Here is a 13,791-nt window from a genome sequence, read left to right as displayed (position 1 = left end):
TAATGCATGTTAAAAAAGGTGACAAAGTCGTAGTCATCTCTGGTAAGGACAAAGGCAAACAAGGAACAATTCTTTCTGCATATCCGAAACAAAATCGTGTGCTTGTTGAAGGAATTAACATCGTGAAAAAGCATTCCAAGCCATCTCAACTTAATCCACAAGGTGGAATTATAAGCAAAGAAGCTGCTATTCACGTATCCAATGTAATGCCACTTGATCCTAAATCAGGTAAACCGACTCGTGTTGGATATAAGATCGAAAATGGTAAAAAAGTACGCGTAGCTAAAATATCAGGTGAATCTTTAGATAAATAAGTCATAAATGAAGGGAGGTACACTAAGCAATGAGCCGCCTTAAAGAAAAATTCAGAAGTGAAATTACACCGTCATTGATGGGTAAATTCAACTATCAATCAGTAATGCAAGTACCAAACATTGAGAAAATCGTTATTAACATGGGTGTGGGTGACGCAGTTTCTAACTCGAAAGCTTTAGATACAGCTGTTGAAGAACTTACATTGATCACTGGTCAAAAACCAGTTATAACAAAAGCAAAAAAATCAATCGCAGGTTTCCGTTTGCGTGAAGGTATGCCTATCGGAGCGAAAGTTACATTACGTGGAGAGCGTATGTATCAATTCCTTGATAAGCTAGTATCTGTATCTTTACCGCGTGTACGTGATTTCCGCGGCGTTTCAAAGAAATCCTTTGACGGACGTGGGAACTATACATTAGGCGTTAAAGAACAACTTATCTTCCCTGAGATTGATTACGATAAAGTGAGCAAAGTTCGTGGTATGGACATCGTTATTGTAACGACTGCCAACACTGACGAAGAAGCTCGTGAACTACTTACTCAAGTTGGAATGCCGTTCCAAAAGTAATCTCTAAATAAAGGGAGGCGAAATCGTGGCTAAAAAGTCTATGATCGTAAAGCAAAAACGCGAACAGAAGTTTAAAGTACAAGAATATACACGTTGCGAACGTTGCGGACGTCCACATTCAGTACTACGTAAATTTAAACTTTGTCGTATTTGTTTCCGCGAACTTGCATATAAAGGACAAATTCCTGGCGTTAAAAAAGCTAGCTGGTAAAACCCGAGTTTGGGAAGGAGGTAAAATATAATGGTCATGACAGATCCTATTGCAGATATGCTTACTCGCATCCGTAATGCGAATATGGTTCGTCACGAAAAACTGGAAGTTCCTGCTTCAAAGATCAAAAAGGAAATTGCTGAGATCTTAAAAAGTGAAGGCTTCGTACGTGACTTTGAATTAATCGAAGACAACAAACAAGGTATCATCCGTATCTTCTTAAAATACGGTGCAAACAACGAACGTGTTATCACTGGTCTAAAACGTATCAGCAAACCTGGTTTGCGTGTATATGCAAAAACTGGAGAGGTACCACGCGTTCTTAACGGTTTAGGTATCGCAATTGTTTCTACTTCTCACGGAGTTTTAACAGACAAGGAAGCTCGCTCTAAACAAGTTGGCGGAGAAGTTTTAGCATACGTTTGGTAATACATTTTCACAAGAATGGAGGTGCACATTATGTCTCGTATAGGTAAAAAACCTATTGAAATCCCTGCAGGCGTAACAGTTACTGTTACTGGAAGTGAAGTAACTGTTAAAGGTCCTAAAGGTGAATTAACTAGATCATTCAGTCCTGACCTTTCAATCGTTGTTGAAGAGAACGTGTTAACTGTTACACGTCCGTCTGACGAGAAGACTCACCGTTCTTTACACGGTACTACTCGCGCGCTTATCTCTAACATGGTTGAAGGTGTATCAACAGGTTTCGTAAAATCACTTGAACTTATTGGGGTTGGGTACCGTGCACAAAAGCAAGGTAACAAGCTTGTCCTTAACGTAGGATATTCCCACCCTGTAGAAATAGAGCCAGAAGCTGGCGTTGAAGTCGAAGTTCCTTCTAATACAAAAGTAATCGTAAAAGGTGCAAGCAAAGAACGTGTAGGAGCTCTAGCAGCTAATATCCGTGATGTTCGCCCGCCTGAACCGTATAAAGGTAAAGGTATCCGTTACGAAGGCGAATTCGTTCGTCGTAAAGAAGGTAAAACTGGTAAGTAATGCCGCATAAGTAAACGAAAGGAGTGACGTAAATGATTACGAAGCTTGATAAAAATGCTACTCGTCAGAAAAGACATGCGCGTGTACGTGCTAAACTTTCTGGAACAGAAGCTCGTCCTCGTTTAAATGTGTTTCGTTCAAACAAACACATTTACGCACAATTAATTGACGATGCAAAAGGCGTAACATTGGCAAGTGCTTCAACTCTTGATAAAGAGATCAATATCGAAGCAGGTAGCAATGCTGAAGCAGCTCAAAAAGTTGGCGAACTTATTGCGAAACGTGCTGTTGAAAAAGGTTTCAAAGCTGTGGTATTTGACCGCGGTGGTTACCTCTTCCATGGTCGTGTAAAAGCATTGGCTGACGCTGCTCGTGAAAACGGCTTAGAATTTTAATGGATAAGGAGGGACATAACAGATGCGTAGCATTGATCCTAATAAATTAGAACTTGAAGAACGCGTAGTTACAGTTAATCGTGTAGCTAAAGTTGTTAAAGGCGGACGTCGTTTCCGTTTCACTGCACTAGTTGTAGTTGGTGATAAAAATGGTCATGTTGGATTTGGTACTGGTAAAGCTCAAGAAGTTCCGGATGCTATCCGTAAAGCTATTGAGGATGCTAAGAAAAATCTAATTACTGTACCGATGGTTGGTACTACTATTCCTCACCTTGTGAACGGTCGCTATGGCGCAGGTCACATTCTATTGAAACCAGCTTCTGAAGGTACAGGAGTAATTGCTGGTGGTCCTGTTCGTGCGGTACTTGAATTAGGCGGAGTTAGCGATATCTTGTCTAAATCACTAGGTACTAATACACCTATTAATATGGTTCGCGCAACAATTGAAGGATTGAAGCAATTGAAACGTGCTGAAGACGTAGCTAAGTTACGTGGAAAATCAGTACAAGAACTGTTAGGATAAGGAGGGAAATCGAATTATGGCTAATAAATTAGAAATCACCCTCACTCGCAGCTTGATTGGTCGTCCTGAAGATCAACGTGTTACAGTTAACACTTTGGGTTTACGCAAAATGCATCAAACGGTTGTTCAAGAAGATAACCCTGCGATTCGCGGTATGATTACCAAAGTTGCTCATCTTGTTACTGTAAAAGAACAATAAAATAATTTTTAACTTAACAAGGAGGTGCCAACATGAAACTTCATGAGTTAAAAGCTGCAGAAGGTTCTCGTAAAGAACGTAAACGTAAAGGTCGCGGTATTGGATCTGGTAACGGTAAAACAGCAGGTAAAGGACACAAAGGACAAAACGCTCGCTCCGGCGGCGGTGTGCGTCTTGGATTTGAAGGGGGTCAAACTCCTCTATTCAGACGTTTACCTAAACGTGGATTTACCAACATCAACCGTAAAGACTATGCTATCGTGAATCTTGATACGTTAAATCTTTTCGAAGACGGTACTGAAGTAACACCAGCTCTTTTACTAGAGACTGGGGTTGTAAGTAAAGAAAAAGCAGGAATCAAAATTCTTGCCAAAGGAAGCATTGAGAAAAAGCTTACTGTTAAAGCTCACAAATTCTCGTCTACTGCTAAAGAAGCTATCGAAGCTGCTGGCGGTAATACAGAGGTGATCTAATGTTTCGCACGATCTCCAATTTTATGCGCGTGGGTGAAATAAGGAATAAGATTATTTTTACCCTTCTAATGTTAATCGTCTATCGCATCGGTACATTTATACCTGTACCGCATGTGAATGCCGATTTTCTCGCTGAACAGGACCAGCTGAGCGTCATCGGTCTTTTAAATACCTTTGGCGGCGGAGCACTGCAAAACTTTTCGATTTTAGCGATGGGTATCATGCCTTACATCACGGCATCCATCATCGTTCAGCTGTTACAGATGGATGTTGTTCCTAAGTTCACTGAATGGTCTAAACAAGGAGAAGCAGGGCGCCGTAAATTAGCACAATTCACTCGTTACTTCACTATTATCCTAGGATTTATCCAAGCAGTTGGTATGTCTTATGGGTTCAATAATATGTCAGGTGGACAGTTGATTGAAAATCCTGGAATTGCAACATACTTGCTTATTGCGACTGTCTTAACGGCAGGAACAGCTTTTCTTCTGTGGTTAGGGGAGCTGATCACTGCTAAGGGTGTGGGTAATGGGATCTCCATCATTATCTTTGCTGGTATCGTAGCTAGTTTGCCAACTACGGCAAATCAGATTTACGCCCAACAATTTGAAAATGCCGGTGATCAATTATTCTTACGAATCATAACGATTATCCTCATTGTTTTAGCAGTATTAGCAATCGTGGTTGCTGTTATCTTCATTCAGCAGGCATTACGTAAAATTCCTATTCAGTATGCGAAACGTGCTGCGGTAGGTCGTACACAAATGGGTGGCCAGTCTACTCATTTACCATTGAAAGTAAATGCTGCGGGGGTTATTCCGGTAATCTTTGCAATGGCATTTATCATTACTCCCACTACAATCGCTTCTTTCTTTGGAAAGAACAGCGTGACTAGTTGGATATCAACAAATCTTGATTACACCAAGCCAATTGGTATGATCATATATGTTGCTCTTATCATTGCTTTTGCGTATTTTTATGCATTCATTCAGGTTAACCCTGAACAAATGGCTGAGAATTTGAAAAAGCAAGGTGGCTATGTGCCGGGGATTCGTCCAGGTAAGAGTACACAAGAATATTTAACACGTGTTTTATACCGTCTGACGTTTGTAGGCTCTATATTTTTAGCCATCATTGCCGTTTTACCGGTATTTTTCATTAAGCTTGCTGATCTTCCTCAATCTGCACAGATTGGTGGAACCAGTTTGCTGATCGTAGTGGGGGTTGCCCTTGATACGATGAAGCAGCTGGAATCACAACTTGTGAAGAGACACTATAAAGGCTTTATAAAGTAATGAGTTTTGGGAACGGCTTGTTCCCTTTACCCATTATAGAGTTTGAGGGGGAAGAAAATTGAATCTAGTGTTAATGGGTCTGCCGGGTGCTGGTAAGGGCACTCAAGCTGAACAAATCGTAGAAAAATATAATATCCCTCATATCTCTACTGGAGATATGTTCCGAACAGCTATCAAAGATGGAACAGAATTAGGTCTAAAGGCGAAATCATTCATGGACAAAGGCGAATTGGTACCTGATGAAGTTACCATTGGCATCGTACGCGAACGGTTAAGCAAGGAAGACTGTCTCAAAGGATTTTTGCTTGATGGATTTCCACGTACTGTGGCACAGGCAGAAGCACTTGAGGGCATTCTTACTGATTTAGATCGCAAAATGAATTTTGTCATTAATATCGATGTTGATAAAAGCATCTTAATGGAAAGATTGACAGGACGTCGTATTTGCAAATCTTGTGGTTCGACATACCATCTTGTATTCAATCCTCCTGCTAAAGATGATGTATGCGACCGTTGCGGCGGAGAATTATATCAACGTGCCGACGATAATGCAGAAACGGTTCAAAATCGCTTAGATGTGAATTTGAAACAAACCAAGCCACTTCTTGATTTCTACGGAGATAAAGGATACTTGGTGAACATTAACGGACAGCAAGATATTAATAAGGTATTTGAAGATATCGATGTGTTGCTTGGTGCTTTACAAAATTAATCATTCGTATTGATTTATGAAATTCATACCATTTTTCTAACTTACTAGTTAAACTTGGTGCATTCCTATAATACAAAGGGTATAATGGATTTCGCGAGAGCATTCGCACATTTATTAATCAGGTTCTTGTACTTGGTATTCCCTGAATTGGGCGATTACTTTTTAAGTGATCTTCATGGACATATCCGGTCGGCAAAATTGATGAAGAAATGCAGTGACTCTATTGGGATTCCTAAAGAGTCGTGATATAGAGGGTTGAAAGAAGCTATGTCAGGCGTGCGCCTTTCAAACATCTCCCATGCTATTCAAACCTATGTCGAGACTAATTGCTTCTCTATTTCGAGAGTATGTCGGTCACGGAATCGGTCAAGACTTACATGAGGACCCATAAAATCCTCATTTCGGTCCAACTGATAAAGGTCCTCAGTTAAAGCCTGGTTCTACAAAATGGTGAATACTTGATGCAGAATTGTAAGACTTATGAGGATGATTGGACTGTAGTAATGTTGACGGAAAGATGTGTACCTTTAATAGGTTCACGCATAGAGAAGGGAGAATCACTTTAATGGCGAAAGATGATGTAATTGAAGTAGAAGGCACAGTACAAGAGACTTTGCCAAATGCAATGTTTAAGGTAGAATTAGAAAATGGTCATACTGTTTTAGCTCATGTATCCGGTAAAATTCGTATGCACTTTATTCGCATTTTGCCTGGAGATAAAGTTACGGTTGAGCTTTCCCCGTATGATCTAACTCGCGGCAGAATCACATACCGGTTCAAATAATCCGGTTTCGCTCCGATCTGTATAAGGAGGTTAGATAGCAATGAAAGTCAGACCATCAGTCAAACCAATCTGCGAAAAGTGTAAAGTTATCCGCAGAAAAGGTAAAGTTATGGTTATTTGCGAAAACCCTAAACATAAACAAAAACAAGGCTAAATAGAAGGAGGTGCACTCAAGCATGGCACGTATTGCTGGAGTAGATATTCCCCGTGACAAACGTATTGTTATCTCATTAACATATATATATGGTATTGGAAAACAAACAGCGATCAAGATTCTTGCAGAAGCAGGCGTTTCTGAAGAAACTCGCGTTCGTGACTTAACGGAAGACGAATTGAACAAAATTCGTGATATCATTGACAAGCTTAAAGTAGAAGGCGACCTTCGTCGTGAAATCTCCCTAAACATCAAACGTTTAATGGAAATCGGTTCTTACCGTGGTTTACGTCACCGTCGTGGTCTTCCTGTCCGCGGTCAAAATACAAAAAACAATGCTCGTACGCGTAAAGGACCTCGTCGTACTGTAGCTAACAAGAAAAAATAATTAGTAAAGGAGGTTACTTTTCATGGCACGTAAAACTAATACACGTAAACGTCGTGTGAAAAAGAATATAGAAACTGGTATTGCACATATTCGTTCAACATTCAATAACACTATCGTTACGATCACTGACTCTCATGGTAATGCTATTTCTTGGTCAAGTGCTGGAGCTCTAGGATTCCGTGGATCTCGTAAATCCACTCCGTTCGCTGCACAAATGGCTGCTGAAACAGCTGCTAAAACATCAATTGAACATGGTATGAAAACTCTTGAAGTTACAGTTAAAGGACCTGGTGCTGGACGTGAGGCTGCTATTCGTGCACTTCAAGCTGCTGGCCTAGAAGTAACTGCAATTAAAGATGTAACTCCAGTTCCACATAACGGATGCCGTCCACCAAAACGTCGCCGTGTTTAATTTTTCTGTATAGATTTTGTATTCCTGTCAATAATGGGATATAATACTGAGTTTGCGTTCTTACAGAGGATTAATTTTCAGTTGTTGCGCACAGCGGGAACGTATACATGGGGAATTTCGGTTTAAGTGAATTCGTTTACTTGCCGGGGTTTTGACGTTTTGAAGGAGGGTTTATTGATGATCGAAATAGAAAAACCAAAAATCGAAACGGTTGAAATCAACGACGATACCAAATACGGTAAATTCGTCGTAGAGCCACTAGAGCGTGGGTATGGTACTACATTGGGTAACTCCTTACGTCGTATCCTTTTATCCTCACTCCCAGGTGCTGCTGTCACAGCTATACAAATTGATGGAGTGCTACATGAGTTCTCAACAATTGAAGGCGTCGTGGAAGATGTAACATCTATCATTCTTAATGTGAAAAAACTAGCTCTTAAGATTTACTCTGATGAAGAGAAGACGCTGGAAATTGACGTTCAAGGTGACGGAGTCATCACGGCTGCTGATATCACTCATGATAGTGATGTAGAAATTCTTAATCCGGATTTATATATTGCTACAATTGGTAAAAACGGTCATATGCGTATGCGTTTATCTGCACGTCGCGGCCGCGGCTACACTCCTGCTGTTCAAAACAAGAGAGAAGACCAGCCAATTGGTGTAATTCCAATCGATGCTCTTTACACTCCAGTTTCACGCGTATCTTTCCAAGTTGAAAATACACGTGTTGGACAGTTGTCTAACTTTGACAAGTTAACGTTCGATGTTTGGACTGATGGCAGTACTGGTCCGCAAGAAGCGGTAGCACTTGGAGCTAAGATTTTAACAGAGCATTTAAATATCTTTGTTGGTTTAACCGATGAAGCTCAAAATGCTGAAATCATGGTTGAAAAAGAAGAAGATCAAAAAGAAAAAGTTCTTGAGATGACGATCGAAGAATTAGACCTTTCTGTTCGTTCTTACAACTGCTTGAAACGTGCTGGAATCAATACCGTTCAAGAGCTAGCTCATAAAACGGAAGAAGATATGATGAAAGTACGTAATCTAGGACGTAAATCACTTGAAGAAGTGAAAGCGAAACTAGAAGAATTAGGCTTAGGTCTTCGTAAAGACGACTGATAACATGGCGGAATCAATCCATTATGTTGTGAGCCTTGTTATAGACACACAATATAGAACTTCAACAAAGGAGGGAATCTCTAATGGGTTACAGAAAGTTAGGACGCACTAGCGCACAACGTAAAGCATTACTTCGTGATTTAGCTACGGATCTTATTATTCATGAGCGCATTGAAACTACTGAAGCACGTGCAAAGGAATTACGTTCTGTAGTAGATAAAATGATCACTCTTGGTAAACGTGGTGACTTGCATGCACGCCGTCAAGCTGCATCTTTCATCCGTAACGAAATCGCTGACGCTGAGAATGGCACAGATGCCCTTCAAAAACTATTCAGTGACGTGGCTCCACGTTATGAAGAACGTCAAGGTGGATACACTCGTATCATGAAAGTTGGTCCACGCCGCGGTGACGGTGCACCAGTCGTGGTTATTGAATTAGTTTAATAACAACGATGAAAAAGGGCGGGACAAATGAATATACTCACTTGTTCTATGCCCTTTTTCTTTTTTTTAAATAGAAATTCTGTACTTTAGAAATTCGCATTGAGTGTTACGATGGCTGGCGGAACCTGTATCATGCAGGGAGCCTTCACGTCTAGCTCAAGCATCCCTTCCCGCTTTTGATAAGCGATTATAAGATAACCTGTTTTTCGTAACAGGCCCGCTATTAGCTGCTCTTAATTTACCGAAAATTCTTTCGGTGGAAGGGGTGCAGCGTTTTTTTATATTTTCAGAAGGAAAATTACTATATTTATATTGAGTGAGCAGAGTTTAGTTTAGACGAGTGCAGTCGAGAATGAGGAGGGCCACATGGTGAAGAAGCTGGTTTCTTTAAATAATATTGTTTTTAAATATGAGGGTCAGTCTCGAAACGCCTTGGATGATGTGTCTTTTGATATTCATCAGGGGGAGTGGCTTGCGATTGTCGGACATAATGGCTCTGGCAAGTCGACATTAGCGAAGTTACTGAATGGTCTTCAGTTCGCTAACTCAGGTACCATTACGATTAATGATCAACTTTTGACAGAAGAATCAGTTTGGGATGTACGCCAGAAAATTGGCATGGTTTTTCAAAACCCAGATAATCAATTTGTAGGCACTACAGTTCAGGATGATGTGGCTTTTGGTTTAGAAAACGCCGGTGTTTCTCAGCAGGTTATGGTGGAGCGTGTTCATGGTGCGTTAAATAAGGTTAAAATGAATGCCTTTCTTAATCAAGAGCCGCACCATCTATCCGGCGGTCAAAAGCAAAGAGTGGCAATAGCAGGTGTAATAGCCCTGCAGCCAGACATAATCATCTTAGATGAAGCAACCTCCATGCTTGACCCAAGAGGCCGTGAAGAAGTGCTTGAAACAGTTAGGGAATTAAAGCAGGAAAACGATATTACTGTCATATCAATAACCCATGATCTTGAGGAAGCTGCGAAAGCTGATCGAATGATAGTCATGAACCAAGGTCGGCTATATCGTGAAGGATCGCCTCAGGATATTTTTGAATTAGAGGAAGAATTGATTGCTCTTGGTCTGGATATTCCCTTTTCAGTGAAACTAACCAAGGAGTTACAAAAAAATGGTGTTCGTGTAGTTGATGGGCATTTGACAGAGGAAGAGTTGGTGAAGGATTTATGCGAATTACACTCGATGATGTAGAATACCGCTATCAGGTGAATACTCCTTTTGAACATCTAGCTCTGCATGATGTCAATATTTCAATGGAGCCGGGAACCTATACCGCAATCATCGGGCATACAGGGTCCGGGAAATCCACGCTACTGCAGCATTTAAATGCTCTTTTAAAACCGACGAAGGGTCGGGTTTTCATTGGGGATCGGACGATTGAAGCCGGAAGAAAAGAAAAGGCTTTGCGGCCAATAAGACAAAAGGTCGGAATTGTTTTTCAGTTTCCGGAACATCAGTTATTTGATGAAACGGTTGAAAAGGATATATGTTTCGGTCCTATGAACTTTGGCGTTTCTGAAATTGATGCGAAGAAACTGACCAGGAAAGCCATCGCGCAAGTCGGTTTGAATGAGGAAGTTCTTGAAAAATCTCCATTCGACTTATCCGGCGGACAAATGCGACGGGTGGCCATCGCTGGGGTCCTTGCCATGGAGCCGGAAGTATTGGTGCTTGACGAGCCTACAGCGGGTCTGGATCCGCGAGGACGCAAAGAAATCATGGATATGTTTTATGATCTGCATAAAGCAAGAGGCATTTCAACGATTCTGGTGACTCATAGCATGGAGGATGCAGCCAAGTACGCGGATGACATCATTATCATGCATAAGGGTACGGTGTTCAAAAAAGGAACCCCCCAGGAAATTTTCTCGGAGCCGGAACAATTAATGGAGCTTGGCCTGGATGTTCCTGATACGGTCCGTTTTCAACTAAAGCTCCAGAAGGAACTTGGTGTTCGATTTGATCACCCATGTCTTAATATCGGTGATTTAGCGATAGAAATAGATAAAGCCATGAAACGGGGGAACCGCTGATGCTGGATAAAATGATTATCGGGCGTTATGTCCCTGCAAATTCACTGATTCACAAGATGGATCCAAGGGCTAAATTGCTCCTCGTGTTCCTGTTTGTTTGTGTCGTCTTTTTGGCGAATAATGTCGTTTCTTACGGTTTGCTTGCTGTATTCACCATCCTATTGATCATTCTTTCCAAAATACCGCTTCGTTATCTTTACAATGGGTTAAAACCAATCTTTTTCTTGATCGTATTTACATTCCTTCTCCATATATTTTTTACGAAAGAAGGGGATTTGCTTTTTGAATACGGTTGGTTTGAAATCTATGAAGGCGGTCTGATTCAAGGGTTTTTCATATCAGTAAGATTTACTTTATTAATCCTTGTTACGTCACTTTTAACTTTGACGACATCCCCGATATCCATTACAGATGGAATGGAAGAGCTGTTGGGGCCCTTGAAAAAGTGGAAGATGCCTGTACATGAACTGGCATTGATGATGTCCATTGCCCTTCGTTTCATTCCAACGCTAATGGAGGAAACGGAAAAAATCATGAAGGCTCAAACTGCAAGGGGCGTTGACTTTTCATCTGGCCCGATAAAGGACAGGGTTAAATCGATTGTACCGCTGCTTGTTCCTTTATTTGTTAGTTCGTTCAAACGGGCTGAGGAATTGGCAACTGCCATGGAATCAAGAGGATACCGTGGCGGGGAAGGTCGCACGAAATATCGCCAATTGAACTGGAAGATGAGTGATAGTCTTTTGATGGTCTCAATCGGTGTTCTTACGGTCATGTTATTTTTATTACGTTCATAATAAGGAAGAGAACTATGCCAAAATATAAATGTGTGATCGCTTATGACGGCACGGATTTTGCTGGTTATCAGGTGCAGCCTGAGAAGCGCACCATACAAAGTGAATTCGAGGCAGTCTTGGCCCAAATGCATAAAGGCACAATTATAAAAGTGACTGCTTCTGGCAGGACAGATTCAGGGGTCCATGCAAAGGGGCAGGTACTTCACTTTGAATCGCCCCTTACATTCCCTACGGAAAATTGGGTAAAGGCGTTCAGCGCCCTTCTTCCGACCGATATCATCGTTCTGGAAGTCGACATCGTGCCTGACGATTTTCATGCAAGGTTCCATACGACTGGGAAAGAGTACCGTTATATCATAGCCCGCTCTAAACTGCGGGATCCGTTCCAGCGAAATTACGCTTATCATTATCCCTACCCATTAGATGGGGAGGCGATGAGGGAAGCAATCTCCTACTTGATCGGGACACATGACTTTACAAGTTTTTGTTCGGCTAAAACGGAAGTGGTCGATAAAGTTCGAACGATACAAGTGATGGATTTTGAAGAGAGCGATGGTTACATGGTTTTCCGCTTCGTTGGCGAAGGTTTTTTGTATAACATGGTGCGTATCTTGGTTGGGACGCTCCTGGATGTCGGCAGCGGCAAGATGTCACCCCATGATATGAGCGGGATTTTGGCCAAAAAGGACCGCAGTTTTGCAGGGAAAACTGCACCAGCCCAAGGCTTATATTTATGGAAAGTTTTTTACAAATAAAATTATTTTCGAAGTGATACCAGTTTTTTTACAACTGGGAAACGAGATGAACTCAGTAATGGAGCGGTTTGACGCTACACTGACCTTTTTATGGAGTTGCAGAGAGTGTTTTATAGACAACTTATCCTAGTGTAACATTCCCTTGACAATGAATCTGGGAGAAGTTAATATAATATGGTATGTATTTTAATCCCACGATAAGCCCCGGAAGTTTATTGTGATTGAAAATAAATATAAAAAATTAAAAAGTTTTTTAGGAGGTTAACCATGCGTACGACATTTATGGCGAAAGCTAATGAAGTAGAACGTAAATGGTATGTGATTGACGCTGAAGGCAAAACTTTGGGTCGCCTTTCTACTGAAGTAGCATCCATCTTACGTGGTAAACATAAACCAACTTTTACACCGAACATTGACACTGGTGATCATGTAATTCTAATCAATGTTGAAAAAATCCACTTGACTGGTAAAAAATTGACTGACAAAATTTATTACCGTCACACTATGCATCCAGGCGGTCTTAAAACTAGAACTGCTCTTGAAATGCGTACAAACTACCCTGAGAGAATGCTTGAACTTGCTATCAAAGGTATGCTTCCAAAGAATTCTCTTGGTCGTCAAATCTACAAAAAATTACACGTATACGCTGGAGCTGAGCACCCACACGCTGCTCAACAACCAGAAGTATACGAATTACGCGGATAATTACTAAGGAGGTTACTATCTTGGCACAAGTTCAATATTATGGTACTGGTCGCCGTAAGAGCTCAGTAGCTCGTGTACGTTTAGTACCAGGCGAAGGTCGCATCGTTATTAACGGTCGTGACATCAATGAATATATTCCTTTCGCAGCATTACGTGAAGTTGTAAACCAACCACTAGTTGCAACAGAAACTACTGGAAATTACGACGTTCTAGTAAACGTTAGCGGTGGTGGATACACTGGTCAAGCTGGAGCAATCCGTCACGGTATCGCTCGTGCATTGCTTCAAGTTGATCCAGAATACCGTCCATCTCTTAAAACTGCTGGTTTACTAACTCGTGACCCACGTATGAAAGAGCGTAAAAAATACGGTCTTAAAGGCGCACGTCGTGCACCTCAGTTCTCAAAACGTTAATTCTATTACCGTTTCGAAAGGCTCTCAACCATTTTGGTTGGGAGTCTTTTTTATGCTTGAAAATCGTTTTGACCACATTT

The 13,791-nt window shown here is 41.2% G+C and carries 23 protein-coding genes and 1 pseudogene; all 24 read left to right on the top strand.

What is annotated here, in order from left to right:
• Positions 1 to 2: 2 nt before the first annotated feature.
• Positions 3 to 314: a 50S ribosomal protein L24 gene (rplX, locus tag ACIROD_RS25315; RefSeq protein WP_034305002.1), complete on the top strand. Its 312-nt coding sequence runs from the start codon at positions 3 to 5 to the stop codon at positions 312 to 314.
• Between the two features lie 29 nt (positions 315 to 343).
• Positions 344 to 883, top strand: coding sequence for a 50S ribosomal protein L5 (gene rplE, locus ACIROD_RS25310; protein WP_034305000.1), 540 nt, complete (start codon positions 344 to 346; stop codon positions 881 to 883).
• Positions 884 to 908: 25 nt separating this feature from the next.
• Positions 909 to 1,094 (top strand): type Z 30S ribosomal protein S14, encoded by a 186-nt coding sequence (locus ACIROD_RS25305; protein WP_034304998.1) that lies wholly within the window; start codon positions 909 to 911, stop codon positions 1,092 to 1,094.
• Between the two features lie 30 nt (positions 1,095 to 1,124).
• Positions 1,125 to 1,523 carry a 30S ribosomal protein S8 gene (rpsH, locus tag ACIROD_RS25300; RefSeq protein WP_034304995.1) on the top strand — a complete coding sequence of 133 codons (399 nt, stop codon included), beginning with the start codon at positions 1,125 to 1,127 and terminating at the stop codon, positions 1,521 to 1,523.
• Positions 1,524 to 1,553: 30 nt separating this feature from the next.
• On the top strand, positions 1,554 to 2,090 hold the full coding sequence (gene rplF / locus ACIROD_RS25295) for a 50S ribosomal protein L6 (protein WP_137016892.1): 537 nt from the start codon (positions 1,554 to 1,556) through the stop codon (positions 2,088 to 2,090).
• A 32-nt stretch (positions 2,091 to 2,122) separates the two neighbouring features.
• On the top strand, positions 2,123 to 2,485 hold the full coding sequence (gene rplR / locus ACIROD_RS25290; protein ID WP_101225873.1) for a 50S ribosomal protein L18: 363 nt from the start codon (positions 2,123 to 2,125) through the stop codon (positions 2,483 to 2,485).
• Between the two features lie 22 nt (positions 2,486 to 2,507).
• Positions 2,508 to 3,008, top strand: coding sequence for a 30S ribosomal protein S5 (gene rpsE / locus ACIROD_RS25285; RefSeq protein ID WP_034304987.1), 501 nt, complete (start codon positions 2,508 to 2,510; stop codon positions 3,006 to 3,008).
• A 16-nt stretch (positions 3,009 to 3,024) separates the two neighbouring features.
• Entirely contained in the window at positions 3,025 to 3,207 is a 183-nt protein-coding gene (gene rpmD / locus ACIROD_RS25280) for a 50S ribosomal protein L30 (RefSeq protein WP_034304984.1), read from the top strand.
• Positions 3,208 to 3,239: 32 nt separating this feature from the next.
• Entirely contained in the window at positions 3,240 to 3,680 is a 441-nt protein-coding gene (gene rplO / locus ACIROD_RS25275; protein WP_034304982.1) for a 50S ribosomal protein L15, read from the top strand.
• A complete protein-coding gene (secY, locus tag ACIROD_RS25270) occupies positions 3,680 to 4,975 on the top strand; it encodes a preprotein translocase subunit SecY (protein ID WP_034304981.1) in 1,296 nt (431 codons plus the stop codon). Before rplO ends, secY begins: the two co-directional genes overlap by 1 nt.
• Positions 4,976 to 5,033: 58 nt before the next feature.
• On the top strand, positions 5,034 to 5,687 hold the full coding sequence (locus ACIROD_RS25265) for an adenylate kinase (protein ID WP_101225874.1): 654 nt from the start codon (positions 5,034 to 5,036) through the stop codon (positions 5,685 to 5,687).
• 170 nt (positions 5,688 to 5,857) lie between these two features.
• Positions 5,858 to 6,210: pseudogene (locus tag ACIROD_RS25260) on the top strand (M24 family metallopeptidase); the annotation flags it as partial.
• 42 nt (positions 6,211 to 6,252) lie between these two features.
• Positions 6,253 to 6,471: a translation initiation factor IF-1 gene (gene infA, locus ACIROD_RS25255; protein ID WP_028390440.1), complete on the top strand. Its 219-nt coding sequence runs from the start codon at positions 6,253 to 6,255 to the stop codon at positions 6,469 to 6,471.
• A gap of 40 nt (positions 6,472 to 6,511) precedes the next feature.
• Entirely contained in the window at positions 6,512 to 6,625 is a 114-nt protein-coding gene (rpmJ, locus tag ACIROD_RS25250; RefSeq protein WP_003156543.1) for a 50S ribosomal protein L36, read from the top strand.
• 22 nt (positions 6,626 to 6,647) lie between these two features.
• Positions 6,648 to 7,013, top strand: a complete 366-nt coding sequence (gene rpsM / locus ACIROD_RS25245; protein WP_034304978.1) for a 30S ribosomal protein S13 — start codon at positions 6,648 to 6,650, stop codon at positions 7,011 to 7,013.
• Positions 7,014 to 7,035: 22 nt separating this feature from the next.
• On the top strand, positions 7,036 to 7,425 hold the full coding sequence (gene rpsK, locus ACIROD_RS25240) for a 30S ribosomal protein S11 (RefSeq protein ID WP_028390438.1): 390 nt from the start codon (positions 7,036 to 7,038) through the stop codon (positions 7,423 to 7,425).
• Between the two features lie 177 nt (positions 7,426 to 7,602).
• Complete coding sequence (locus ACIROD_RS25235; RefSeq protein WP_034304976.1) at positions 7,603 to 8,547, top strand: DNA-directed RNA polymerase subunit alpha; 945 nt, start codon at positions 7,603 to 7,605, stop codon at positions 8,545 to 8,547.
• An 83-nt stretch (positions 8,548 to 8,630) separates the two neighbouring features.
• Positions 8,631 to 8,993 (top strand): 50S ribosomal protein L17, encoded by a 363-nt coding sequence (rplQ, locus tag ACIROD_RS25230; protein WP_034304973.1) that lies wholly within the window; start codon positions 8,631 to 8,633, stop codon positions 8,991 to 8,993.
• Positions 8,994 to 9,359: 366 nt separating this feature from the next.
• Complete coding sequence (locus tag ACIROD_RS25225; RefSeq protein ID WP_101225875.1) at positions 9,360 to 10,199, top strand: energy-coupling factor ABC transporter ATP-binding protein; 840 nt, start codon at positions 9,360 to 9,362, stop codon at positions 10,197 to 10,199.
• The gene (locus ACIROD_RS25220; protein ID WP_328178427.1) at positions 10,175 to 11,041 is read left to right on the top strand and encodes an energy-coupling factor ABC transporter ATP-binding protein; all 867 of its coding nucleotides are present in this window, start codon (positions 10,175 to 10,177) and stop codon (positions 11,039 to 11,041) included. The genes ACIROD_RS25225 and ACIROD_RS25220 overlap by 25 nt, the downstream gene beginning before the upstream one ends.
• Positions 11,041 to 11,838: an energy-coupling factor transporter transmembrane component T family protein gene (locus ACIROD_RS25215; protein ID WP_101225877.1), complete on the top strand. Its 798-nt coding sequence runs from the start codon at positions 11,041 to 11,043 to the stop codon at positions 11,836 to 11,838. The genes ACIROD_RS25220 and ACIROD_RS25215 overlap by 1 nt, the downstream gene beginning before the upstream one ends.
• A gap of 14 nt (positions 11,839 to 11,852) precedes the next feature.
• The gene (gene truA / locus ACIROD_RS25210; RefSeq protein ID WP_230178747.1) at positions 11,853 to 12,593 is read left to right on the top strand and encodes a tRNA pseudouridine(38-40) synthase TruA; all 741 of its coding nucleotides are present in this window, start codon (positions 11,853 to 11,855) and stop codon (positions 12,591 to 12,593) included.
• Positions 12,594 to 12,860: 267 nt separating this feature from the next.
• The gene (rplM, locus tag ACIROD_RS25205; RefSeq protein WP_034304960.1) at positions 12,861 to 13,298 is read left to right on the top strand and encodes a 50S ribosomal protein L13; all 438 of its coding nucleotides are present in this window, start codon (positions 12,861 to 12,863) and stop codon (positions 13,296 to 13,298) included.
• Positions 13,299 to 13,318: 20 nt separating this feature from the next.
• On the top strand, positions 13,319 to 13,711 hold the full coding sequence (gene rpsI, locus ACIROD_RS25200) for a 30S ribosomal protein S9 (RefSeq protein WP_034304957.1): 393 nt from the start codon (positions 13,319 to 13,321) through the stop codon (positions 13,709 to 13,711).
• Positions 13,712 to 13,791 lie beyond the last annotated feature (80 nt).

This window comes from Peribacillus sp. NPDC101481, assembly GCF_044767165.1.
GTDB lineage: Bacteria > Bacillota > Bacilli > Bacillales > DSM-1321 > Peribacillus.
The sequence above is the reverse complement of the archived record's forward strand: the minus strand, read 5'-3'. Positions and strand labels throughout refer to the sequence as shown.